Annotated in this window: 21 protein-coding genes; 9 read left to right on the forward strand and 12 right to left on the reverse strand. The window is 73.9% G+C overall.

From position 1 onward, the window contains the following. Nucleotides 1–54: 54 nt before the first annotated feature. Nucleotides 55–546 (reverse strand): helix-turn-helix domain-containing protein, encoded by a 492-nt coding sequence (locus tag XF36_RS14970; RefSeq protein WP_238588887.1) that lies wholly within the window; start codon nucleotides 544–546, stop codon nucleotides 55–57. 218 nt (nucleotides 547–764) lie between these two features. After that, a complete protein-coding gene (locus XF36_RS14975; protein ID WP_060712455.1) occupies nucleotides 765–2555 on the reverse strand; it encodes a PHA/PHB synthase family protein in 1791 nt (596 codons plus the stop codon). Between the two features lie 262 nt (nucleotides 2556–2817). Here XF36_RS14975 and XF36_RS14980 point away from each other — a divergent pair, with 262 nt between their 5' ends. The 4 genes from XF36_RS14980 to XF36_RS14995 all read left to right on the forward strand — a co-directional run bounded on the left by XF36_RS14980 (nucleotide 2818) and on the right by XF36_RS14995 (nucleotide 6876). Next, nucleotides 2818–4176 (forward strand): alpha/beta fold hydrolase, encoded by a 1359-nt coding sequence (locus XF36_RS14980; RefSeq protein WP_082375433.1) that lies wholly within the window; start codon nucleotides 2818–2820, stop codon nucleotides 4174–4176. Between the two features lie 203 nt (nucleotides 4177–4379). Next, nucleotides 4380–5528 carry a sigma-70 family RNA polymerase sigma factor gene (locus XF36_RS14985; RefSeq protein ID WP_238588888.1) on the forward strand — a complete coding sequence of 383 codons (1149 nt, stop codon included), beginning with the start codon at nucleotides 4380–4382 and terminating at the stop codon, nucleotides 5526–5528. A 254-nt stretch (nucleotides 5529–5782) separates the two neighbouring features. Beyond that, nucleotides 5783–6322 carry a flavin reductase family protein gene (locus XF36_RS14990; RefSeq protein ID WP_060712457.1) on the forward strand — a complete coding sequence of 180 codons (540 nt, stop codon included), beginning with the start codon at nucleotides 5783–5785 and terminating at the stop codon, nucleotides 6320–6322. After that, on the forward strand, nucleotides 6319–6876 hold the full coding sequence (locus XF36_RS14995) for an NAD(P)H-dependent oxidoreductase (protein WP_238588889.1): 558 nt from the start codon (nucleotides 6319–6321) through the stop codon (nucleotides 6874–6876). Before XF36_RS14990 ends, XF36_RS14995 begins: the two co-directional genes overlap by 4 nt. Before the next feature lie 24 nt (nucleotides 6877–6900). Here XF36_RS14995 and XF36_RS15000 read toward each other — a convergent pair whose 3' ends face one another. The 4 genes from XF36_RS15000 to XF36_RS15015 form a co-directional block, all read right to left on the reverse strand. Continuing rightward, a complete protein-coding gene (locus XF36_RS15000) occupies nucleotides 6901–8244 on the reverse strand; it encodes an MFS transporter (protein WP_060712458.1) in 1344 nt (447 codons plus the stop codon). 62 nt (nucleotides 8245–8306) lie between these two features. After that, the gene (locus XF36_RS15005; RefSeq protein ID WP_060712459.1) at nucleotides 8307–8981 is read right to left on the reverse strand and encodes an HAD family hydrolase; all 675 of its coding nucleotides are present in this window, start codon (nucleotides 8979–8981) and stop codon (nucleotides 8307–8309) included. Nucleotides 8982–9088: 107 nt separating this feature from the next. Beyond that, on the reverse strand, nucleotides 9089–9637 hold the full coding sequence (locus tag XF36_RS15010; protein ID WP_060712460.1) for a GNAT family N-acetyltransferase: 549 nt from the start codon (nucleotides 9635–9637) through the stop codon (nucleotides 9089–9091). A gap of 35 nt (nucleotides 9638–9672) precedes the next feature. Continuing rightward, nucleotides 9673–11373, reverse strand: coding sequence for an L-lactate permease (locus XF36_RS15015; RefSeq protein WP_060712461.1), 1701 nt, complete (start codon nucleotides 11371–11373; stop codon nucleotides 9673–9675). Between the two features lie 180 nt (nucleotides 11374–11553). Here XF36_RS15015 and XF36_RS15020 point away from each other — a divergent pair, with 180 nt between their 5' ends. Together XF36_RS15020 and XF36_RS15025 are read left to right on the forward strand one after the other, a co-directional pair. After that, nucleotides 11554–12657, forward strand: coding sequence for a cytochrome P450 (locus tag XF36_RS15020; protein ID WP_060712462.1), 1104 nt, complete (start codon nucleotides 11554–11556; stop codon nucleotides 12655–12657). Between the two features lie 22 nt (nucleotides 12658–12679). Continuing rightward, nucleotides 12680–13300: a TetR/AcrR family transcriptional regulator gene (locus XF36_RS15025; protein WP_060712463.1), complete on the forward strand. Its 621-nt coding sequence runs from the start codon at nucleotides 12680–12682 to the stop codon at nucleotides 13298–13300. On the opposite strand, the gene XF36_RS33320 is transcribed toward XF36_RS15025, so the two are convergent. The 3 genes from XF36_RS33320 to htpG form a co-directional block, all read right to left on the reverse strand. Further along, complete coding sequence (locus XF36_RS33320; RefSeq protein ID WP_060712464.1) at nucleotides 13297–14307, reverse strand: ABC transporter substrate-binding protein; 1011 nt, start codon at nucleotides 14305–14307, stop codon at nucleotides 13297–13299. The two genes, XF36_RS15025 and XF36_RS33320, sit on opposite strands and share 4 nt — an antisense overlap. After that, nucleotides 14285–14593 carry a hypothetical protein gene (locus XF36_RS33325; protein WP_060712465.1) on the reverse strand — a complete coding sequence of 103 codons (309 nt, stop codon included), beginning with the start codon at nucleotides 14591–14593 and terminating at the stop codon, nucleotides 14285–14287. The genes XF36_RS33320 and XF36_RS33325 overlap by 23 nt, the downstream gene beginning before the upstream one ends. A gap of 81 nt (nucleotides 14594–14674) precedes the next feature. Further along, nucleotides 14675–16504, reverse strand: a complete 1830-nt coding sequence (gene htpG, locus XF36_RS15040) for a molecular chaperone HtpG (protein ID WP_060714719.1) — start codon at nucleotides 16502–16504, stop codon at nucleotides 14675–14677. A 272-nt stretch (nucleotides 16505–16776) separates the two neighbouring features. On the opposite strand from htpG, the gene XF36_RS15045 reads away from it, so the two are divergent. Together XF36_RS15045 and secD are read left to right on the forward strand one after the other, a co-directional pair. Further along, complete coding sequence (locus XF36_RS15045; protein ID WP_145981373.1) at nucleotides 16777–17145, forward strand: hypothetical protein; 369 nt, start codon at nucleotides 16777–16779, stop codon at nucleotides 17143–17145. Nucleotides 17146–17238: 93 nt separating this feature from the next. After that, nucleotides 17239–19623 carry a protein translocase subunit SecD gene (gene secD, locus XF36_RS15050; protein ID WP_238588890.1) on the forward strand — a complete coding sequence of 795 codons (2385 nt, stop codon included), beginning with the start codon at nucleotides 17239–17241 and terminating at the stop codon, nucleotides 19621–19623. Here secD and XF36_RS15055 read toward each other — a convergent pair. The 3 genes from XF36_RS15055 to XF36_RS15065 all read right to left on the reverse strand — a co-directional run bounded on the left by XF36_RS15055 (nucleotide 19554) and on the right by XF36_RS15065 (nucleotide 21547). Beyond that, nucleotides 19554–20042, reverse strand: a complete 489-nt coding sequence (locus XF36_RS15055; protein ID WP_414706193.1) for a hypothetical protein — start codon at nucleotides 20040–20042, stop codon at nucleotides 19554–19556. The two genes, secD and XF36_RS15055, sit on opposite strands and share 70 nt — an antisense overlap. A 62-nt stretch (nucleotides 20043–20104) precedes the next feature. Continuing rightward, nucleotides 20105–20578 (reverse strand): hypothetical protein, encoded by a 474-nt coding sequence (locus XF36_RS15060; protein WP_060712467.1) that lies wholly within the window; start codon nucleotides 20576–20578, stop codon nucleotides 20105–20107. A 51-nt stretch (nucleotides 20579–20629) separates the two neighbouring features. Next, nucleotides 20630–21547 (reverse strand): LysR family transcriptional regulator, encoded by a 918-nt coding sequence (locus XF36_RS15065; RefSeq protein ID WP_060712468.1) that lies wholly within the window; start codon nucleotides 21545–21547, stop codon nucleotides 20630–20632. Nucleotides 21548–21633: 86 nt separating this feature from the next. Here XF36_RS15065 and XF36_RS15070 point away from each other — a divergent pair, with 86 nt between their 5' ends. Further along, the gene (locus XF36_RS15070) at nucleotides 21634–22047 is read left to right on the forward strand and encodes a VOC family protein (RefSeq protein WP_060712469.1); all 414 of its coding nucleotides are present in this window, start codon (nucleotides 21634–21636) and stop codon (nucleotides 22045–22047) included. Nucleotides 22048–22052 lie beyond the last annotated feature (5 nt).

Below are 22052 nucleotides of genomic sequence, written 5' to 3' on the forward strand. Positions count from 1 at the left end.
CCCGACATGCCAAGAAAACTACGCACGCCCGTTAAGTATGTCAAGCACACCTGCTCAGTCCCGCTGCACGAAGCTCCGGTACACCCCGAGCAGCGCCGCCTTCTGCTCGTCGGACAGCCGTGCGTCGGCCTCGATCGCCGCCTCGACACCCGGCGGGGACGTGGCCGCGGCCTCCTCGGGCGGGGCGGCGTCGCCCGCGGTGTCCGGGTCGCCGACCGCCCAGCCGGCCCGGCTGAGCATCTGGTCGGTGTTGAGGTGCAGCGCGTCGGCGATCGAGCGCAGCACCTTCAGCGACGGCTGGTGCAGCCCCCGCTCGACCTGGCTGAGGTAGGCGTTGGACACCTGGGTCATCGCCGCCATCTCCCGCAGCGACAGCTTCGCCATCTGCCGCTGCGCCCGGATGAACCCGCCCAGGGCGTTCACCTGCGCACTCCAGGCGTCCTCGGCGGCCCTGCGGCCGTTCTCGCGCAGCTCGTCAGCGGCGGTCCCCCCGGCGTTCGGTGTCCGGCGGCCGCCGCGGGCGCGGGTCTCCCCCGCGCGGCTCACGGCGTCCCCGCCCGGAAGGACCCGCGCGACAGTCGCCGGCGCGCGGGCACAGAACGTACGCGGTCCATGGCGACGCATTCTCCCCGCCGGACCGCGGTTGTGCACGCATCCGATGCAGTGTCCATGATGGACGGTGCAGGCCGCCGGCCATCGTGGACACCGCGCCGCCCGGTTGACCAGCGGTGATCATCGGGTCGGCGACGGGCCGGGGTGCCGGATCAACCCCGCAGCACGTAACGGCCGGGAGCGGGCTCCAGCGGCGGGTGCGCGTCGGACCCGATCCTCTTCGGCGCCGCGACCTCCGCGCCCGCACGCTCGGCGATCCACGGCGTCCAGTCCTCCCACCAGGAGGCCTTGTGCTCGGTGGCGTCGTCGCGCCAGTCCTCGGCGCGGGCCGGGAGCTCGTCGCTCTCGCCGAACCAGTGCCGCGACTTCGGCGACGGCGGGTTCACCACGCCGGCGATGTGCCCGGAGTTCGACAGCACGAACCGCACGGTGCCCCCGATCTTCGACGCCCCGGTGTAGACCGACTTCCAGGGCGCGATGTGGTCGGACTCCGCGGTGACGACGTAGCTGTCGGGCCGGATGTCGGCCACGTCGAGCCGCTCCCCCGCCAGCTCCAGCTTGCCCTCGGCGAAGCGGTTCTCCAGGTACAGCGTCCGCAGGTACTCGGTCTGCATCGCGGCCGGCATGCGGGTGGAGTCGGAGTTCCAGGTCAGCATGTCGAAGGGCTTCGGATCCTCGCCGAGCATCCAGTCGTTGACGACGTAGTTCCAGACCAGGTCGGTGGACCGCAGCAGGTCGAAGGTCGTCTTCATGCTGGTGGCGGGCAGGTACCCGTCCTTGCGCATGGTGCGCTCGAGCCGGTTCACCGTCTTCTCGTCGGTGAACACGCCCAGCTGGCCGGGGCCGGCGTAGTCGAGCAGCGTGTTCATCAGGGTCAGCGAGTTGACGTGCTGGTCGCCCTTGGCCTCCAGCCACGCCGTCATCGCCGCGGACAGTGCGCCACCCAGGCAGAGCCCGGCGACGTTGACCTCGTCCTGACCGGTGATCTCCCGGACGACCTCCATGGCCGTGACCGGGCCCTCCTGCAGGTAGTCGCTCATCGTCACGTCGGCCAGCGACGAGTCCGGGTTGCGGTAGCTGATCATGAAGACGGTGTGGCCGTGCTGCACCGCCCACTCCACCAGCGACTTCTGCGGCGCGAGATCCATGATGTAGTACTTGTTGATCCACGGCGGGCTCATGAGCAGCGGGATCTCGTGGACCTCGGCGGTCTGCGGCTCGTACTGGATGAGCTCGATCAGCCGGTTGCGGAACACGACGTGCCCCGGGGTGACCGCGAGGTCCTTGCCCACCTGGAAGGCACCGGGGGTGACCTGACGCGGCATCCCCTGGTTCTGCACGGCGTCGCGCAGCATGTTGCGCGCGCCCCGCACGATGTTCAGCCCGCCGGTCTCGACGATCTTCTTCGGCCAAGCCGGGTTGGTGACGATCGCGTTCGGCGGGGCCAGCGCCTCGATGATCTGACCGACCAGCCAGTCCAGCTTGCGGCGTGCCGTCGGCGAGACGCGGGCCGCCTGCGACAGCTCGGTCAGCCGGTCGGTGAGCAGGGCGTGCTCCTGACGGGCCAGGTAGTACCAGGCGTTGCCCTCCCAGGCCGGGTCGGCGTAGCGCTTGTCCTTCTCGGGCAGCGACGCCGGGCCGGGGGTCGTCCCGCCGACGGCGCGCGCGGCGGCGGCGGTCACCGCCTTGGCCGAGTCGACGCCGAAGCCGAGCCCGGTGCGCAGCAGCGCGCCGGGGCGGGTGGCGAGCGAGCGGGCGGCCTCGCCGAGGGCCCCGGCGAAGCCCACCGGGTCCACCTTCGCCGCGACGCCCTCCGGGCTGGCGAGCTCGCGCAGGTCCCGGACGAGGCCGGCCGCCTGCCGCCGCAGCACCTCCGCGGCCTGGTTCGACGCGGCGGCGCTGCCGTTCTCGGACTCGGGCTGGGACAGGGGCTGCGTGGTCACTGTTCGTCACTCCTGACGGCCGGTTCGGTCTCCGTGCCTGGGTTCCCGGGCTCCCACGGGTGTCGGGACACGCAACGGGATGGACACATGGTGACCGGGTACTCACCGGTAGGCAGCCCCTGAGACTTGTAAGGCCTCTCACCTGCGCCAAGGGAAGCAAGCACTACTGCGGAGTAGTCAGCGCTTGCTTGAGATACCGAACGCGCATTACCGTTCGGTAACCCGGTTAGCCCCCGGTCATCAGAGTTGATGGGAGAGGCCCATGAGCACGGCGATCACCCGACGGTCCGCACCCTCCGGGGAGCACGGACCACGTGCCCTTCCCGAGACCCCCGTGGCCGCGGCCACCGGGAGCGACGACCGGCCGGACCCCCTCCGGTACCTCGTGTCGTACAACACCCGGAATCTGACGAAGGTCGTGACCGAGGTCGGTCGCGCCACCGGCGCCTACTGGATCGACGCGGTCCAGCGGATGGCCCGGCCCGGGGACGCCGCCCGGCGCGGGCTGCTGTGGATCTCGGCGATGGCCGACCGGCGCGAGCCGACCTGGCACCTGGCCAACGAGGTGGTGCTGTCGACGCCGTTCGCGTCGTTGCGCGACTTCACCGCCGCCGAGCACCGCGACGACGACGTGGTCCCCACCCTGGTGCTGCCGCCCCAGGCCGGGCACTCCTCGACCGTCGTGGACTACTCGCCGCAGCAGAGCCAGATCGCCATGATCCGCGCCTCGGGCCTGACGAAGGTCTACGCGCTGGACTGGCGGCCCGCGACGACCGCGACGAAGAACGTCACGATCACCGACTACCTCGCGGTGATCGACCGGTCCATCCGGCGGATGGGCGGCAAGGCCAACCTGGTGGGCGACTGCCAGGGCGGCTGGCTGGCGACGATCTACGCCGCGCTGCACCCGGACCGGGTCAACACCCTGACCCTGGCCGGGGCGCCGATCGACTTCCACGCCGGCGAGTCGGTCATCGCTGCCTCGACCCGGCTGATGGCGGGCACGATGGGGATGGCGCCGTACAAGGCACTGGTCGCCGCGGGCGGCGGCAACATGCCGGGTTCGGCGGTACTGTCGAACTTCATCTCGATCCAGCCGCAGTCGGAGATCTCCCGCCAGCTGCAGCTGCTGGAGAACATCGACGACCCCACCCACGTCGAGCGCTACCGGGTGTTCGAGGACTGGTTCAAGTACACCCAGGACATCCCCGGCGCGTTCTACCTGTGGCTGGTGGAGAACCTGTTCTGGAAGAACCGGCTGATCAAGGGCACGCTCACCGTCGACGGCCGGACCGTCGACATGGGGGCGATCGACTGCCCGCTGCTGCTCCTGGCGGGCTCGTCGGACCACATCACCCCGGCGCCGCAGCTGTTCGCCGCGGCGGAGAAGGTCGGGACCCCGGCCGCGGACGTGACCTACCGGACGGCGAGCGCCGGTCACCTGGGCCTGTTCATGGGCCGCGACGCGCTGCGCCACGACTGGCCGGTGCTGATGGAGACCGTGTACGGCCACTCGGTGCCGGGCCGGAAGAACACCGGCGCCGGCAAGGCGTCGCGGCGGCGCAGCAGTGTCCGGGCGGTGGCCGACCCGCGGGACACCCCGCGGGTGCCCGCACCGTGACCGCCCCGCCCGGACGGGTCGCTCACTAAGAGGATCCTGAGAGAATCGCAACCGCATGTGACCGACGACACGGCCCCGCAGCCACTTTTCCCGGCCTGCGGGGCCTTGTCGTGGGAACGATCCCCGGAACGGATGCGTTGACTCCGTACAGGGCAAGCGGCGAGGCCCATCAATCGTCCGCCGCAGCCCGCGCAGGGGAGGAATTGCACATGACGGTGACCACGACCGCTCCGGCCGTACCCGGCCCGCGCCTCACGACCGAGGCCCCCGCTCGCGCCACCGTGTCGTCGTCCGACACGAAGCGGACCGCCCCGCCGGTCGCCAGCAGCTCCCGCCGTCGCACCGACGGCGACGGAGGCACCGCGCTGGAGACCAGCGTACCCGGTGCCGCGGCCGCCGTGGCGGAGGATCTCGACGCCCAGAGCCCCGCCGCGGACCTGGTGCGCGTCTACCTGAACGGGATCGGCAAGACCGCGCTGCTGACCGCGGAGCAGGAGGTCGAGCTGGCCCGGCGCATCGAGGCCGGCGTGTTCGCCCAGCACCGGCTGGACACCGCCGCCGCCGACGGCACGCTCGACGAGCTGGACCCGCAATACCGCCGCGACCTGCGCGCGGTCGTCCGCGACGGGCTGCTGGCCAAGAACCACCTCCTGGAGGCGAACCTGCGCCTCGTGGTGAGCCTGGCCAAGCGCTACACCGGGCGCGGGATGCCGCTGCTGGACCTGATCCAGGAGGGCAACCTCGGCCTGATCCGGGCGGTGGAGAAGTTCGACTACACCAAGGGCTTCAAGTTCTCGACCTACGCGACCTGGTGGATCCGGCAGGCCATCACCCGTGGCATGGCCGACCAGGCCCGCACCATCCGGCTGCCCGTGCACCTGGTGGAGCAGGTCAACAAGCTGGCCCGGATCAAGCGCGACATGCACCAGCGCCAGGGCCGCGAGCCCACCGAGGCCGAGCTGGCGGCCGAGTCGGGCATCCCGGAGCACAAGATCCAGGACCTGCTCGACCACGCCCGCGACCCGGTGAGCCTGGACATGCCGGTCGGGTCCGAGGAGGAGGCGCCGCTCGGTGACTTCATCGAGGACGCCGAGGCGACCGACGCCGAGAACACCGTGATCTCGAGCCTGCTGCACGACGACCTCCGCCGGGTGCTGGCCACCCTGGAGGACCGCGAGCAGAAGGTCATCCGGATGCGGTTCGGCCTCGACGACGGGCAGCCGCACACGCTCGACCAGATCGGGCGCGCCTTCAAGCTCTCCCGCGAGCGCGTGCGCCAGATCGAGCGCGAGGTCATGTCGAAGCTGCGGGTCGGCGAGCGCGCCGACAAGCTGCGCGCCTACGCGAGCTGAGCCGGATCGGCCGGGCGTCCCCCCACCCGGCTCCGGTGAAGGACGGCCGGCGGAGCGATCGCTCCGCCGGCCGTTGCCGTCTCGGGCACCCCGGGGCTCCCCACGAGTTCGGGGTTCGGGATGCACGGCACGGGGAGTTCTACCGGATCGATTCCGCGGCGGGTGGCGCGACACGACGACGGGCCGGGGGTGGCGCGTACCACCCCCGGCCGCGATCGTTGTCGCTGCCGGGTCGGCGCGCCTACAGTCGAGTCATGTCCCGCCCCTCCACCGGACCGGCCGTGGGCGCGCACTCCGCCCCGGTGACCCCCTCGGTGACCCCGGAGACCATGCGCGACGCACTGGGCGCGTTCGCATCCGGCGTCGTCGTCGTCACCGCGGTCGGACCGGACGGGCCGGTGGGGTTCACCTGTCAGTCCTTCGCCTCGCTGTCGCTGGACCCGCCGCTGGTGAGCTTCGCGCCCTCGCGCGGGTCCTCCACCTGGCCGCGCATCCGCCAGGTGGGCCGGTTCTGCGTGAACGTGCTGGCCGCCGACCACGAGCACCACAGCGCCGGCTTCGCCCGCTCCGGGATCGACAAGTTCGCCGGGGTGTCCTGGACGGCGGCGCCGTCCGGCTCGCCGGTCCTGGAGGGCGTCGGCGCCTGGGTCGACTGCACCCTGTGGAACGAGTACGACGGCGGCGACCACACGATCGTCGCCGCCCGGGTCGACGCGCTCGGCGCGGACCCGGAGCGGCTGCCGCTGCTGTTCCACCGCGGCACCTACTCCCTGACCCCGCGGGCCGCGTCGTGAGCGGTGTCGTGAGCGGTGGTGCGGGCCGCATCATCGGGGTCGTCGCCGGGCCGGAGCCGGGCGGGCGCACGGCGGCCGCCGTCGCCGGGATCCTCGCCGGCACCGGGACCGACACCGCGCTGATCGAGCTGTCGCAGACCCCCGTCGCCGAGGTCACCGCGGCCTTCGCCGACGCCGACGCCGTCGTGTTCGGCAGCCCGGTCTACCGGGCCGGGCACACGGCGTCGCTGCGGGTATTGCTGGAGGCCACCGAGCGCGGCAAGTGGGGCGAGAAGACCGCCCCGCTCCAGGGCAAGGCGGCCGCGGTCGTGCTGACCGGGGCGAGCGGGCACCACTTCCTCGCCGTCGACGGGCTGCGCTCGGTGCTGGCCGGGTTCTTCGCCGTGCAGGTCCTCTCCCCCGGGCTCTACCTCGACCACTCCGGATACCTGGACCGCAACACCCTCACCGAGCAGTCCGCAGAGCTCGCGGCGGCGCACGGGCGGGCACTGGCCGACCTGACCACCGCGGTGCGCGGCTCCGAGGCGCTGCGGGCGATCACCCCGGTCGTCTGAGCGCCACCCGCGTCAGTGCCCGCGTCACCGCCCGGCCGGGACGGCGGCGCGGGCGCAGCCGAGCGCCACGAGCGCGCCGAACAGGGTGAACCCGGTCGCGACCAGCACCGCCACCTGCCAGCCCGCCAGCAGCTCGGCCACCGGCTCGTTCCCGGCCGGCGAGGTCAGCACCGAGGTCACCGTGACGCCGACGGCGGCGCCAAGGTAGCGGGCGGTGTTGTTGATGCCGCTGCCGGTGCCCGCGCGGTCCGGCGGCACCGAGGCCACTGCCTCGCGGCCGAGCGTCGCGTTGACGACCCCGGTGCCGACACCGACGACGACCAGCGCGGCCAGGACCACCCCGGTGCCGGAGCCGGTGGCGAGCAGTCCGAGCTGACCGGCCGTCATGACCAGCAGGCCGACACCGAGACGGACCCCGCCGGTGACTCGCTCGCTGATCCGGCGGGTCAGCAGCGCGGTGACGATGCTGGTGGCCGACCAGCCGAGCAGCAGCAGCGCCGCCGTCGCGGGGGCGGTGCCGTGCACCGGGGCGAGCACGGCGGGCAGGTAGGAGCTCAGCGAGATGATGCCGAGCCCGGTGGCCAGGCTCGCGACCGTCGCCCCGACCAGCCCGGGGTGGCGGAACAGCCGGGGACCGGCCATCGGGTGCGGCACGACGAACTGGACCACGACGAACCCGGCCAGCAGCGCCGCCCCGACCGCGAGCAGCACGACCGTCGCGGTGGTGACCGGCAGCCGTCGCGCCTCGGTGAGGCCCGCGAGCAGCACCGTCAGCCCGGCCGCGAGCAGCACCATCCCGCTGACGTCGACCGGCCGCGGTGCGCCGGCGGTGGACTCGGTCAGCAGCACCCGCGCGGCCACGGCCAGCACCAGCCCGGTGACGCCGACGGCCAGGTAGAGCCACCGCCACGGCAGCACCCCGGCGAGCAACGGCCCGGCGGCGATCCCGGCGGCCAGCGCCGCGCCCCACAGCCCGGTCGCGGCCGAGCGGCGCGGGCCCGGCGGCAGCGCGTGCCCGATCAGGGCGAGACTGCACGCGACGACCGCGGCCGCCCCGACGCCCTGCCCGATCCGGCCGGCGACGAACCCGGCGGTGCCGGTGGCGAGCGCCCCGCCCGCCGAGGCCAGGGCCAGCACCACCGCGCCGGTCGTGAACACCGCGCGCCGCCCCAGCCGATCGGCCAGGGTCCCCGCGGTCAGCAGCACCGCGGTGAGCCCCAGGCTCATCGAGCTCAGGATCCAGGAGCGCCCCGACGGCGAGGAGCCGAGGTCGGCCGCGATCGGGGCCAGGGTGGCCAGCGGCGCGGTGTAGCTGACCAGGGCCAACGTCGTTCCGAGCGACGCCACCGCCACCGTGCGTCGGGCCACGCCGCCACCCCCGTCGTCACCGCTGACCGGTCATGATCAGGACGGACGCTACGCCGCGGGGCTCAGCTGGGCAGGCCGAGCAGCGCGGGCAGGTCCACGACCGAGTCGATGACGGCGTCGGCGCCCGCGGCGCGCAGCCGCGGCTCGCCGTGCGCCCCGCCCCGAACCCCGACGGCGAGCCCCGCCCCCGCCCGGACGGCGGCGTCGATGTCGGCGGTCGCGTCACCGGTCACGGCGACCTGCGCGGGCTCGGCCCCGGCCCGCCGGGCGGCGGCGTGGAGCAGGTCGGGCTCGGGCAGGCCGCGACCGTCGACGTCGGCGGGCGACAGGACCATGTCCGCCCGCTCGGTGAACCCGAGCGCCGACACCAGGCGGTCCCGCAGCTCGGGGTCGAACCCGCAGGTCAGAGCCACGCTCAGGCCGGCGTCGCGGAGTGCGTCGAGGGTCTGCGCGGCGCCGGGGACCGGGCGTACGCGGCCCGCGTCCAACGCGGCGTGCAGGTGGTCGGCGAACGCGGAGTGCGCGCGGCGGGCCCGATACATGTCGCCGTCGAGCAGTTCGCCGAGCACCGTCATGACCGGGCGGTCCATCGTCGCGCGGGCCTGGCGGTCCAGCGCCGGGTAGCACGGGCCGTCGACACGGACCCCGGCGGCGCGCAGGCCGGCACGCAGACCGGCGAGCACGAGCCCGTCGTCGGCCATCGTCGTACCCGCCAGGTCGAGCACCGCCAGTTGCACGGGTGAACTCCACCGGCGCCGGATGACGATCACCCGTCCCCTGGTCGACTTCCGGGTGAACCGGCCGCGTCACTCCGGGGCCGGCGGCCTCCGGGGCGTCGCGGCGGTCACCACAGCTCGCCGTCGCGCCAGTCGCAGACGAGGGCGCGGGTCGGGTCGAGCGGCGCGTCGACGGGCAGGACGTGCACGCTGCCGCGCTCGTCGGGGGTGTCGACGATGCCGTCCGGGGTGAGCGCCGCGAGCGGGCCGCGCCACGGTTCCCACCCGAGCCTGCGGTAGAGCCGCGCGGCACGGGCGGCGGCGCCGAGGGCCCCGAGCCGGTACCCGCCGCGCACGATCCGGTCCACCTCGGCCATCAGCAGTCCGCCGAGCCCGCCGCCCTGGAGCCCGGGCCGCACGGCGACCGCCTCGACGTAGCCGGTGCGCAGCGCGACGCCGTCGTGCAGCAGCCGCCGCCCCACGACGGCCGCGTGCCCGACCGGGTCCTGCACCGGCCCGGCGAGCACGTGCACCCCGCCGAGTGCGTGGTCGAACGAGGCGTCGTCGAACCCGCCGGTCCCGTCGGCGTCGGCGGGGAACGCGGCGTCGAGCAGGGCGCGCAGGCCCCGGATTCCGTCGCGCCCGAGATCGGCGGTGGGCAGGACGGTCAGGCGCACCCGGCCGATCCTTCCGCAGTGCCCGGCTCCGTGCCTCAGAAGGTCGGGAGCATCCATCCGAGCACCGGGGTCGACTGCAGGTACACCAGCACGCACAGCACCACGAGCAGCCCGACGCTCCACAGGACGGTCCGCCGGAACAGCTCGGACTCCCGGCCGGCGATGCCCACGGCCGTCGCCGCGATGGTCAGGTTCTGCGGGCTGATCATCTTCCCGACGACGCCGCCGGAGGTGTTCGCCGCGACCATCAGGTGCGGGTCGAGCCCGGCCCGCTCGGCCGCGGTCTGCTGCAGCGTCGCGAACAGGGCGTTGGCCGAGGTGTCCGAGCCGGTGACCGCGGTGCCGAGCCAGCCGAGGATCGGCGACAGGAAGGCGAAGGCCGCGCCGGTCCCGGCGATCCAGGTGCCGATGGAGATCGTCTGCCCGGACAGGTTCATCACGTAGGCGAGCGCGAGGACGGTGGCCACGGTCAGGCAGGCGAACCGCAGCCGGTACGCGGTCCCGGTGAACTCGCGGACGGCCGTCGCGGGCGACAGCCGGTACAGCGCGGCGACGCCGATGCCGCAGATCAGCAGCAGCGAGCCGGGTGAGGACAGCCACTGGAGGCTGTAGACCGTGGTCGACACCGGGTCCCCGGACGCGCCGAGGATCTGCCCGTCCAGGCCCGGCCACCCGATCTTGACGTCGGTCCCGGACAGGAAGGACGTCACCGGGCCGACCAGCTTCGCCACCGAGAACACCACGATGATCAGCAGGTACGGGGCGAAGGCCATGACCAGTCGGCCGACCGAGAGTGCCTGCGAGCGCTCGGCGAGGGTGCGCTGCTCGGTCGCGACGGACCGGCCGCCGTCGGCTCCGCCCGGCTCCTCGACGGGCGCGTCGGCGGTGCGCTCGATGCGCAGTGTCTCCCTCGCCTCGGCGCCGCCGCGCGGCTGCCAGAAGCGCAGCAGGAGCACGCCGGCGGCCAGCCCGGCCAGCGAGGCGACGATGTCGGTGAGCTCGACCGACAGGTAGGTGGCGGCCAGCCACTGGGCGAGGGCGAACGCGAGTCCGATGACGAGCGCGACCGGCCAGACATGGCGCACGCCGCGCCTGCCGTCGACGAGCAGCACCAGCAGCGTCGGCACGACGACCGCGAGCACCGGGGTCTGGTGGCCGACGACGGCACCGATCTCGTCGTACGGGATCCCGGTGAGGGTGCCCGCGGTGATGATCGGGGTACCGACCGCGCCGAACGCGACGGGTGCGGTGTTGGCCAGCAGCACGACGACCGCCGCCCGGACCGGGGAGAACCCGAGCGCCATCAGCATGACGCCGGTGATCGCCACCGGGGCGCCGAACCCGGCCAGCGCCTCGAGCAGCCCGCCGAAGCAGAACGCGATGATGATCGCCTGCACCCGGGGGTCGTCGGAGATCAGCCCGAAGGCGGCGCGCAGGTCCTCGAACCGGCCTGCGGCCACGGTGAGCTGGTAGAGCCAGATCGCGGTGAAGACGATCCACATGATCGGGAAGAGACCGAACACCGCTCCCTCGGTGGCCGAGAGCAGGGCCAGGTGAACGGGCATTCCGAAGGCCGCCACCGCGACCACGACCGCGACGACGAGCGCGGCCAGCCCGGCCCAGTGCGCCTTCCAGCGCAGGGCGCCCAGCGTCACGAAGATCGCCACCAGTGGGAGCAGTGCGACGAGCGCGGACAGCCAGAGGCTGCCGAGCGGTTCGGGATCGTGCTGGAACACAGGTCGCCCCCCGGGGTGCCGTCGCCGTTGACGGTCGCAGCCTGTCACGCTTCGCCCGGTTTCACCGGTTCGACGGCCGTCCGGGGCGTACCGGACAGGGCACACAAAACGAGAGCGCACTGTCGTTTGAGCGGCTACCGTGGAGCGCGACGCGCCGCCCACCCATTGGAGGCCAGCACCATGACCGACACCGCCACGGACTTCTCGCTCCCGCTGCACATGCGCCGCGACCGGTTCCGGCCCGACGCCGACCTCGAGCGCATCCGGGACTCCGGCGAGATCCCGCGGGTACGGACCGCGTTCGGCGCCGACGCCTACCTCGTGACCCGCTACGACGACGTCCGCCAGGTGCTCGGCGACGCCGCCACCTACTCCAACGCCGGGAGCGCCGCGCTGACCCGCCCGGACGCCCCGCCGCTCTCGGAGCGGGAGCAGGAGCAGATGCGGGCGGGGCTGCTGCTGGCGCAGGACCCGCCGGAGCACACCCGGCTGCGCCGCTTCCTCACCCGTGAGTTCACCCAGCGCCGGATGACCCGCCTGGAGCCGCGGATCACCGAGATCGTCGACGAGCACCTCGACGCGCTGGAGGCCGCCGGGCCGGGTGCCGACCTGGTCACCCTGTTCGCCCTGCCGGTGCCGTCGATGGTCATCTGCGAGCTGCTCGGGGTGCCCTACACCGACCGCGACGAGTTCACCGCACGCTCGACCCGTCTGCTCGACGTGTCCCTTCCGGCGCAGGAGCGGCTCGCCGTCGGCCGGGAGAACCGGGCCTACATGAGCCGGCTCGTCGACGGGGCGCTGGCCGACCCGGGCGAGGACATCCTGGGCATGCTGATCCGCGAGCACGGCGAGGAGATCAGCCACGACGAGCTGGTCGGGATCGCGTCGCTGCTGCTGATCGCCGGGCACGAGACGACGTCGAACATGCTGTCGCTGGGCACCCTCGCGCTGCTGGAGGACCCGGAGCAGGCCGCGCTGCTGCGCAGCGACCCCGAGCTCGCCCGCCCCGCCGTGGAGGAGCTGCTGCGCTGGCTGTCGATCGTGCACACCGGGGTGGTCAGGGTGACGACGACCGACACCGTCCTGCGTGACACCCTGATCCCGGCGCAGTCGCCGGTGATGTGCTCGCTCCCCGCGGCCAACCGCGACCCCGGGTCCGGGTTCGACGACCCCGCCCTGCTCCGCCGCTTCCCCACGCTCGCCCCGGCCGGGCCGGTCCCGCCCGAGGCCTTCCGCGCCTACCACTTCGTCTACGGCATGCACACGCTGCCGGTGACCTGGTGAGCCAGGGCGATACCGTGCTCTGATGACCGCTTCGTCGCTCGACGGCTCCCCGGCGGGCCGCCCGCTGCGCGCCGACGCCGCCCGCAACCACCGCCGGATCATCGACACGGCGGCCGCGGCGTTCGAGTCGGACGGAGCGGACGTCCCGCTGGAGGAGATCGCGCGCCGGGCCGGGGTCGGCGTCGCGACGCTGTACCGTCGGTTCCGGACCCGCGACGTGCTGGTGCGGGCGGTGCTGGACCGGGTGTTCGTCGCCGAGATCGAGCCGACCGCGGCCGCCGGGTACGGCGACCCGTGGGCCGACCTGGCCGGGTCGCTGGGCCGGGCGGTCGAGGCCATCGCCGGACGCCGGACGCTCCTGCAGCTGGCCCGGGAGGCCGGTGCGTTCGACGTCGAGTCCGCCGAGCGCTACGGCCGGACGCTGACCCGGCTGCTGGAGCGGGCGCGCGAGGCGGGCGCGGTCCGCCCGGAGCTCACCCCGCGGGACCTGTCGGCGGTGCTGGTCATGGCGCTCGCCGTCGCCGAGGGATCGGACGCGGCGGCGACGGCGTCGGGCGAGGACCGCGCCCGCTACCTGGCGCTGCTCCTCGACGGGCTGCGCCCGGGGAACCCGCCGCTGCCCGCGGGGTCGGAGGAGACCTAGCAACGATCGGGGCACGGTGGCTCCCGCGGGCGGCGCGGACCGGATACGGTTCTGGCCGTCCGCTCGGCAACGGCGCCGGGCGGATCCGCACTCCTCCGCCTCGTCGCACCGGGTGCTGCAGCGGTCCGACCGCAGCCGCCGGGCCCCGCGCCGGGCCGGGAACGCCGTCGAATCGGACCGCGCGACGCCGCCCGGCGCCCGACCGGACCGCGGCCGACGACGCCGGATTCAGCCGCCGAACCGGTCCGGGTGCAGCCGGCGGGCGAGCGTCGCGACCGCGTCGGCGTTGCGGATGCCGGGGCTGACCTCGGCGAAGGTCGTGGTGAACACCGTGCCGTCGCGGACCGCGGGACCGTGGCCAGGGCCGGGTCGTTCCGCAGCCGCTCGGCCAGCGGCTCCGCGCCCTCCGGCCCGACATCGCGCCCGCAGCAGGCCGGGATCACGATCACGTCCGGGCGGGCCGCGACGATGCCCTCCAGCGACACGGTGCGCTGCCGGCCGGCGATGGTGTCGAACGCCTGCTGCCCGCCCGCGGCCTCGATGATCGTCGTCGCGACGTCGCCGGTGCCGAAGACCCGCAGCTCACCGGTGCTGCCCGGGGAGTTCAGCATCGCCACCCGCGGACGGTCGGCGACCCCGGCGAGCCGGCCCGCCACGTCGCCGAGGGTGCTGCGCATGCCGGCGACGACCTCCGCGGCCCGGTCCTCGGCGCCGAGCAGCCGACCGAGGTCGGTGAGGTCGCGCTCGACGCCGGCGAAGGACACGTCGTTGGCGCCGATGCTCTGCTGGCCGCCGCCGTCGGCGGCCGGGCAGTAGGCGCTGAACAGGAAGGTCTCCGTGCCGGTGACGCCGAGCTCGGCGCGGGTGCCGAGGCCCTCCCGGGTGAACGCGCCGGTGAAACCGGAGACGACGAGGTCCGGATCGACCCGCAGCACCTCCTCGCGCGACGGGTACTCCTCGGGCCAGTAGCTCTGCGGGCGGAAGTCACCGTCGAGCTGCGCCGGCACGGAAGTCACCGTCGAGCTGCGCCGGCAGCGGGTTGTCCAGGTAGGCCGCTCCGACGAGCCGGTCCCCCGCCCCGAGCGCGAGGACGGCCTCGATGCCGTTCTGGAACATCGCGACGACCCGCTCCGGGCGCTGCACCGGGACGTCGACGCCGCAGTTCACCACCGACGCCGTGGCAGGTGCGGCGCCGAGGTCGCCGGGCGCCGGAGCCGGGTCACCCGCGCCGCACCCCGCGAGGAGCAGCAGCCCGGCGAGCAGCGGCGCCCAGCGGCGCGGGTTCCCGATCACCGCGACAGCATAGCCACGACACCTGATTAACTCTTCAGATGTGCGGCTCTCGTCACGGGCCGGTCCCCGCGCCGCGCGGCGTCAGAGGGTGTGCTGCAGCCGCTCTGCGAGCAGCCCCACGAACCGGGACGGGTCGGCGAGCTCGCCGCCCTCGGCCAGCAGCGCCATGCCGTGCAGCAGCTCGACGGTGCCGCTCTCGTCCTTGCCGGCCGCGCGCGCGTCCCGCAGCCCGGTGACCAGCGGGTGCGACGGGTTGAGCTCGAGGATCCGCTTCACCTTCGGCGGCTCCTGTCCCATCGCCCGGTACATCTTCTCCAGGGTCGGGGTCATGTCGAACTCGTCGCCGACGAGGACGGCCGGGGAGGTGGTGAGCCGGGTGGAGAGCCGCACCTCCTTGACGTCCTCGGTCAGGACCTCGGCCATCCAGGTGCAGAGGTCGGCGAACTCCGCCTGCTTGGCCGCCGCCTCCTCCTTCTCCTCGTCGGTCTGCAGGTCGACCTGGCCCTTGGCGATCGAGCGCAGCGGGGTGCCGTCGAAGCTGTCGACGGCGTCGACCCACACCTCGTCGACGGGGTCGGTCAGCAGCAGGACCTCGTAGCCCTTGTCCCGGAACGCCTCCATGTGCGGGGAGGCCTCGATCGCGGTCCGCGAGTCACCGGTCATGTAGTAGATCGCGTCCTGACCCTCGCACATCCGCTCCTTGTAGGCGGCGAGCGAGGTCGGCTTCTCCGCGTCGTGGGTGCTCTCGAACACCGACACCCCGAGGATGGTGTCGCGGTTGTCGGCGTCGGACAGCAGGCCCTCCTTGAGCGCCCGGCCGCACTGCTCCCAGAAGGTCGCGAACTTCTCCGGCTCGTTGTCGCGCATCGACCCGAGGACCGACAGCACCTTCTTCACCAGGCGCCTGCGGATCGCCGAGATCTGGCGGTCCTGCTGCAGGATCTCCCGCGACACGTTCAGCGAGAGGTCCGCGGCGTCGACGACGCCCTTGACGAACCGCAGGTACTCGGGGACGAGCGCCTCGCAGTCGTCCATGATGAACACCCGCCGGACGTAGAGCTGCACCCCGCGGCGGGCGTCGCGCATGTAGAGGTCCATCGGTGCGACCTTCGGCAGGAACAGCAGCGCCTGGTACTCGAAGGTGCCCTCGGCGGCGAGCCGGATCGTCTCCAGCGGCTCCTGCCAGTCGTGGCTGACGTGCCGGTAGAACTCGGCGTACTCCTCCTCGGTCACGTCCTTCTGCGGGCGGGCCCACAGCGCCTTCATCGAGTTCAGCGTCTCGGGCGCGGCATCGTCGGTGTCCTCCGCCGTGCCGATTCCGGCAGGCATGCGGACCGGCCAGGTGATGAAGTCGGAGTAGGTCTTCACGATGCGCCGCAGGACCGAGGGGTCGGCGTAGTCGTGCAGCTGGTCCTCGGCGTCGGACGCCTTGAGGTGCAGGGTGACCGCGGTGCCCTGCGGGGCGTCGGCGACCGGCTCGATCGTGTAGGTGCCCTCGCCGTCGGAGCTCCAGCGCACGCCCTCGGACGTGCCGGCCTTGCGGGTCACGAGCTCGACCCGGTCGGCCACCATGAACGACGAGTAGAAGCCGACGCCGAACTGGCCGATCAGCTCCTGGCGGGCGTCGTCGCCCGCCTCCCGGAGCTTCGCGAGGAGCTCCGCGGTGCCCGACCGCGCGATCGTGCCGATCAGGTCGACGACCTCGTCGCGGGTCATGCCGATGCCGTTGTCGCGCACGGTGAGGGTGCGCGCCTCGGCGTCCGGCACGAGCTCGACGTGCAGGTCGTCGGTGTCGGCGCCCATGTCCTTGTCCTGGTAGGCGGCGAGACGGAGCTTGTCCAGCGCGTCGGAGGCGTTGGAGATCAGCTCGCGGAGGAAGACGTCCTTGTTCGAGTAGATCGAGTGGATCATCAACCGCAGCAGCTGCCGGGCCTCAGCCTGGAACTCGATCGTCTCGCCGCCGGTCGTCCCGCTGCCGGTCTCCGCGGAGTCGGCGTTCTGGCTGGTCGACGGATCCGTGCTCACGTCAGTCGTCCTCTCGGGTCTTCACGGGGTGGTGCGGTCATGATTGTGCCGAACCGGGACGGTCGCGCGCCCCCCGGTCCGACCCCTGCTCCGTCGTCGGCGGCGCGGTGACCGGTACCGTCGCGGGCGGAAACCCCCGAACCGGACGGATCACCCTCGTGCGCACGACCCGCAGCCCGGCCCGCCGCCTCGTCGCGGTGCTGCTGCTGTCGCTGGCGGCCGCGCTCGCCCCGGTCGCCGGGTCGCAGACCGCCGAGGCCGTCCCGGCCACGGCGGCGGCCTCGGTCGGGCAGGACGTCGCTCCCGCCGAGGCGCCCCGGCCCGCGCTGCTGGGGCGCTCCGCCCACGACGGTCCGGTCGCACCCGACGCGACCGGCCATCCCGGCCCGGCCCTGGACCTGCTGGTCCTCGACGCCGCCGGGCTCCCGCACGAGGCGCCCGGCCCCGTCGACGACCACGCGACGGCCGCCGCCCCGGAGCCCGGGACCGGCGCGGACATCGGGTCGCGGGGACCCCCGCGAGCCTGACCGGACGACCCCACCGGTCGTCACCGACCGCGACTCCCCCGCACCCCCGCCGTGCCCCGGTCCCGACCGGGGTGCCCGCCGCCGAGGATCCCTGTGAAGCCACGCCCCGTGCTCTGGCGGGCGCTCATCGCGCTCGCCGTGCTCGCCCTGTCCTCCGTCGTCGCGCTCACCACCGCCCCCACGCTGGGCCTGGACCTGCGCGGCGGCACCCAGATCGTCCTGGAGACCCGCGACACCCCCGAGGTCGCCGCCGACGGCGAGGCCACCGACCGCGTACTGGAGGTGCTGCGCGGGCGCATCGACGGGCTCGGTGTGGCCGAGCCCAGCCTGGCCCGGTCCGGGGAGAACCGGATCATCGTCGAGCTCCCCGGGCTGACCGACCCCGCGGAGGCCGCGGAGACGCTCGGGCGCACCGCGCAGCTGACGATGCACCCGGTGCTGGGGGTCGGCGACCCCGCCGCCGGGGGTACTGGCTTCGACGAGCAGGGCCAACCGCTGCAGCTCGGCCCGCCGGCCCTGACCGGCGACATGGTCGGCTCGGCGATGTCCTCACCCAACCCGCAGGGCGTCGGGCACATCGTCAACATCTCCTTCGACGGCGACGGCCCCGCCCGGTGGCAGGCCCTCACCGGCCAGGCCGCCTGCGCGCCGTCCGGCGACCCGCAGCGCCGGGTCGCGATCGTGCTCGACCAGCAGGTCATCTCCTCCCCGCAGGTCGTCGAGGACATCCCGTGCAACGTCGGCATGCTCGGCGGGCAGACCCAGATCACCGGCAACTTCTCCCCCGAGCAGGCCTCCGAGCTGGCCGTGCTGATCGAGGGCGGCGCCCTCCCGCTGCCCGTGGAGATCATCGAGCAGCGGACCGTCGGCCCGACCCTGGGCGCCGACGCGATCTCCGCGAGCGCCTGGGCCGCGATCATCGGCTCCGCGCTGGCCGGGGCCTTCCTCATCGTGGTGTACCGGCTCGTCGGGTTCGTCGCCGTCGTCGCGCTCGGCGGGTACGCGCTCGTCGCCTACGCGGTGCAGACCGGGCTCGGCGCGACGCTCACGCTGCCAGGCCTGGCCGCCTTCGTCCTCGCGGTCGGCATGGCCGTCGACGCGAACGTGCTGATCACCGAACGCTCCCGCGAGGAGTACGCGGCGAAGCCACGCCTGGAACGCGCCTCGGAGATGGGCTACGCCAACTCGCTGTCCGCGGTCGGCGACGTCGCGGTGACCTCGCTGCTCGCCGCCGTGCTGCTGTTCGGACTCGCGTCGGGGCCGGTCCGCGGGTTCGGTGTCACGCTGGTCATCGGTGTGGTCGTGTCGCTGTTCTCGGCGTTGGTGCTGTCCAGGCTGCTCACCCTCGCCATCCTGCGGATCCCCGCGGTGAAGCGCAGGCCGAGGATCACCGGCATCACCGAGATCGGCCCCGTCCGGCGCAGGCTGGAGGCGAGCGACCCCGGGTTCCTGCGACGCCCGGCCCGCTACCTCGCCGTCGCCGGGGTCGTCGTGGTCGTGATGGTGTCCGGGCTGTTCGTACGCGGCCTGGAGCTCGGTGTCGAGTTCACCGGCGGCCGGCTGGTCGAGTTCACGACGTCGAACCCGGTGAGCGTGGAGCAGGTCCGCGACGCCGTCGGCGCCACCGGGATCGGCGGGCTCACCGTCACCGAGACCGGCGACGGCGCGGTGGCCCTGCGCTCCGGCGAGCTCACCGACGCCCAGGTCGGGCAGCTGCGCGAGGCCGTCGGCGCGGCGGGTGGCGGCGCCGAGCTGCTCCGCGACGAGCTCATCGGGCCCAGCCTCGGTGCCGAACTGGCTCGCGGCGGGATCATCGCGCTGGGTGTCGCGCTCGCCGCGCAGTTCCTGTACCTGGCGTTCCGGTTCCGCTGGACGCTCGGCGCCGGCGCGGTCGCGGCGCTGCTGACCAACGTCCTCGTGGTGGTCGGGGTGTTCGCCTGGACCGGCCGCACCGCCGACGGGGTGTTCCTCGCGGCGCTGCTCACCGTCATCGGCTACTCGGTCAACGACACCGTCGTCGTGTTCGACCGGGTCCGCGAGCATTGGGCACGCAACGCGACGCTGCCGTTCCATACGTTCGTGGGGTCGGCCGTGCTCTCGACCCTGCCGCGGACGGTGAACACCGGCATCTCGACGCTGACGATCCTGACCGTTCTGCTCTTCCTCGGCGGGGCGACCCTCGGCGACTTCGCGCTGGCGCTGATCGTGGGCATCGTGGTCGGGACGGTGTCGACGATCGTCGTCGCCGGGCCGGTGTCGATCCTGTTGCAGCGGCGCTGGCCGGGGCCCGCGCCGCGGACGTCCGGAGCGAAGCAGCCGGTCGGCAAGGCGGGACGGCGCCACCCGTCGAAGGCCGACCGGGCACGGCGCCGCGCGGGCGACGGCGCGGTCGTCAGAGTGCGCGCGGGTCACGAGCGGTCACCGAGGTCGAGGCGTTCACCGCAGCGGCCGATCCCGGCGCGGATCATCGCGCCGTAGCCGTCGTCGGGCAGCGCCCCCACCCGGTCCCGGGCACGGGTCAGGTGGTGGCGCGCCCGCTCGTCGTCGCCGAGGCGGCGGTACACGTCGGCGAGGTTGAGGTGCAGCGAGGGCAGGAACCCACCGACGCTCAGCGACGCGTGGTGGCGCTGCACCCGCTCGTCGGTCAGCTCGTCGGCGGCGGCCAGGGCGCGCTCGTCCCACACCAGCTCGGTGTGCGGGTCGTCCTGCACGTCGGCGGCGTAGTGGGCCAGCGTGCACCGGTGGAACGGGTCGCCGTCGGCACCCACCTGCTCCCACAGGGCGTCGAACCGGGCACGTGCGCCGGTCCGGTCCCCGGCACGGCCCGCCTCGACGGCGACGACGACGGCGTCCATGACGGGGTCCATGACGGGGTCGGTGGTGGCGGGCTGGTCCACGGGTCCTCCGGCGCTCGGGGCGGGTCGGGACGCATGCTGCACCGGACCCCCGACAGTTCCGTTCACCCGCTGGGCAGCTCCCGCCAGCGCGCCTCGACCGCGCGCCACTCGCGGTCCACCCGTCCCGACGCCCGCGCCCGGCCCAGGACACCGGCGGCCGTGTACAGCGCGACCAGCAGGAACCCACCGACGACCAGCACCGTCGCCGACCACAGGATGCCGGCCGTCCGGACCTCGGTCGGGTGGGTCGGAGCCGCCGGGGCACCGTCCGGGCCGAGCCCCAGACCGACCGTCCGGCCGGGGTCGACCCGCCCGGCGACGGTCACAGTGGCGGTCCGCACCACGCCGCGGTCGTCGGTCCAGGCGACCGCGACCGGCCAGCGTCCCGCGGTCGCCCCGAGCACGGTCGCGCCCACCCGTGTGGTTCCGGTCGCCTCGGCGGCGGCGGTCTCGGCGGCGTCGCCGGCCGCGATCGCGAGCAGCAGGAGTCCGGCCAGGGCCCGCTCGACACCGTCGGGCTCGTCGCAGAGGTTCATGGGTCGAGGGTCGGCCCGTCCGGTCCACCGGACAATGCGGAAGTTCCGCTGTCAGCCTTCGGCTGTGACAGAGACAGAACGAATGTGGTCGGCGAGCGCCTGCACCGCGGGCCACCCCGGCGAGCTCGGCTCCAGTGCCGCGCCCCAGCACAGCGACAGCCCGCGCCGGGCCCACGACTCGTCCAACGCGACCACCTGCAGGCGGCCGGCGCGGACCGGGACGGCGGCCGCTCGACGGGGCACGACGGCGAGTCCGGCCCCCGCCTCGGCCAGCGCGACCACCGTGCCCAGGTCCGCGGCTCGGGTGCGGTACCGCGGCGCGAGCCCGGCCTCGGCCGCCTGCGCGTCGAGCGAGAGCTGCAGCGGTGCCGACGCGGCCAGCCCCACCATGGGGTGCTCGGCCGCCTCGGCGAACGCGATCGTGTCCCGCCCGTCGAGCACACCGCGCCCGGTGCCGACGACGACCAGCGAGTCGTCGCACAGCGGCTCCGCGCGCAGTCCCTGTCCGGCGGCCACCTGGTCGAGCACGATCCCCAGGTCCGCTCCACCGTCGGCGAGCGTGCGGGCGGTCTCGACGCTGCGCCGCAGGGTGACGTCGACGTCGGAGTGCGGCCGGGCCAGCAGGAACGCCGTCACCGCCCGCGGCACGAGGTCGTGCATCGCGGAGCTCCCGGCGAGCAGCGACAGGGGCGCGCTCGCCGGCCGGGAGTAGGAGGCGATCGCGCCGTCGAGGCGCGCCGCCCGGTCGAGCACGTCGCGGGCGTGCCGGGCCAGTGCCCGCCCGGCCGGGGTGGTGCGCACACCGCGCCGCTCCCGGACCAGCAGCTCGACCCCGGCGTGCCGCTCCAGGGCCCGGACCCGCGCGCTCGCCGACGGCAGGCTCAGGTTGGCCCGCGCGGCGCCACCGGTGATGGAGCCCTCGGCGACGACGTGCAGGAACAGTCGTAGGTCGGTGAAGTCGTACTGCACCCGTCGAGCCTATGGCAGTGCCGTACCCAGTGGGTGGCTCGTCACGCGGACAGGAGCTGTCCTCGTCGTGGGCCAGGATCGTGGCCATGACCCCGACCCTGCAGATCGCGTTCGACGCCGCGGACCCGCACGCCCTCGCACGGTTCTGGGCGGCTGCCCTCGGTTACGAGGTAGAGGACCACACGACGGTCATCGACGGCCTGCTGGCCGCCGGCCACCTCGGCGAGGCCGACGTGCTGGCCGACGGCGACCGCCGCGGGTTCCGCGACGTCGCCACCGCCCGCGGGCCGGGGCCGCGGGTGTTCGTGCAGCGTGTCCCCGAGTCGAAGTCGGCCAAGAATCGGGTGCACCTGGACCTGCAGGTCGGGCCGGACGGGGCGCCCGCGGAGGTGGAGCGCCTGGTCGCGCTCGGGGCGCGGGTGCTGTGGACGACGAGCGACCGGGGCCCGGTGACCACCACGCTCTGCGACCCCGAGGGCAACGAGTTCTGTGTGAGCTGAGACCC

This window comes from Pseudonocardia sp. HH130629-09 (genome assembly GCF_001294645.1).
GTDB lineage: Bacteria > Actinomycetota > Actinomycetes > Mycobacteriales > Pseudonocardiaceae > Pseudonocardia.

What these genes read in the sequence shown, in the direction of transcription:
- XF36_RS14980 (WP_082375433.1), top strand. Translation starts at nt 2,818, where the DNA reads ATGAGCACGGCGATCACCCGACGGTCCGCACCCTCCGGGGAGCACGGA.
- XF36_RS14990 (WP_060712457.1), top strand. Translation starts at nt 5,783, where the DNA reads ATGTCCCGCCCCTCCACCGGACCGGCCGTGGGCGCGCACTCCGCCCCG.
- XF36_RS15020 (WP_060712462.1), top strand. Translation starts at nt 11,554, where the DNA reads ATGACCGACACCGCCACGGACTTCTCGCTCCCGCTGCACATGCGCCGC.
- XF36_RS15025 (WP_060712463.1), top strand. Translation starts at nt 12,680, where the DNA reads ATGACCGCTTCGTCGCTCGACGGCTCCCCGGCGGGCCGCCCGCTGCGC.
- htpG (WP_060714719.1), bottom strand. Translation starts at nt 16,504, where the DNA reads ATGATCCACTCGATCTACTCGAACAAGGACGTCTTCCTCCGCGAGCTG.
- XF36_RS15060 (WP_060712467.1), bottom strand. Translation starts at nt 20,578, where the DNA reads ATGAACCTCTGCGACGAGCCCGACGGTGTCGAGCGGGCCCTGGCCGGA.
- XF36_RS15070 (WP_060712469.1), top strand. Translation starts at nt 21,634, where the DNA reads ATGACCCCGACCCTGCAGATCGCGTTCGACGCCGCGGACCCGCACGCC.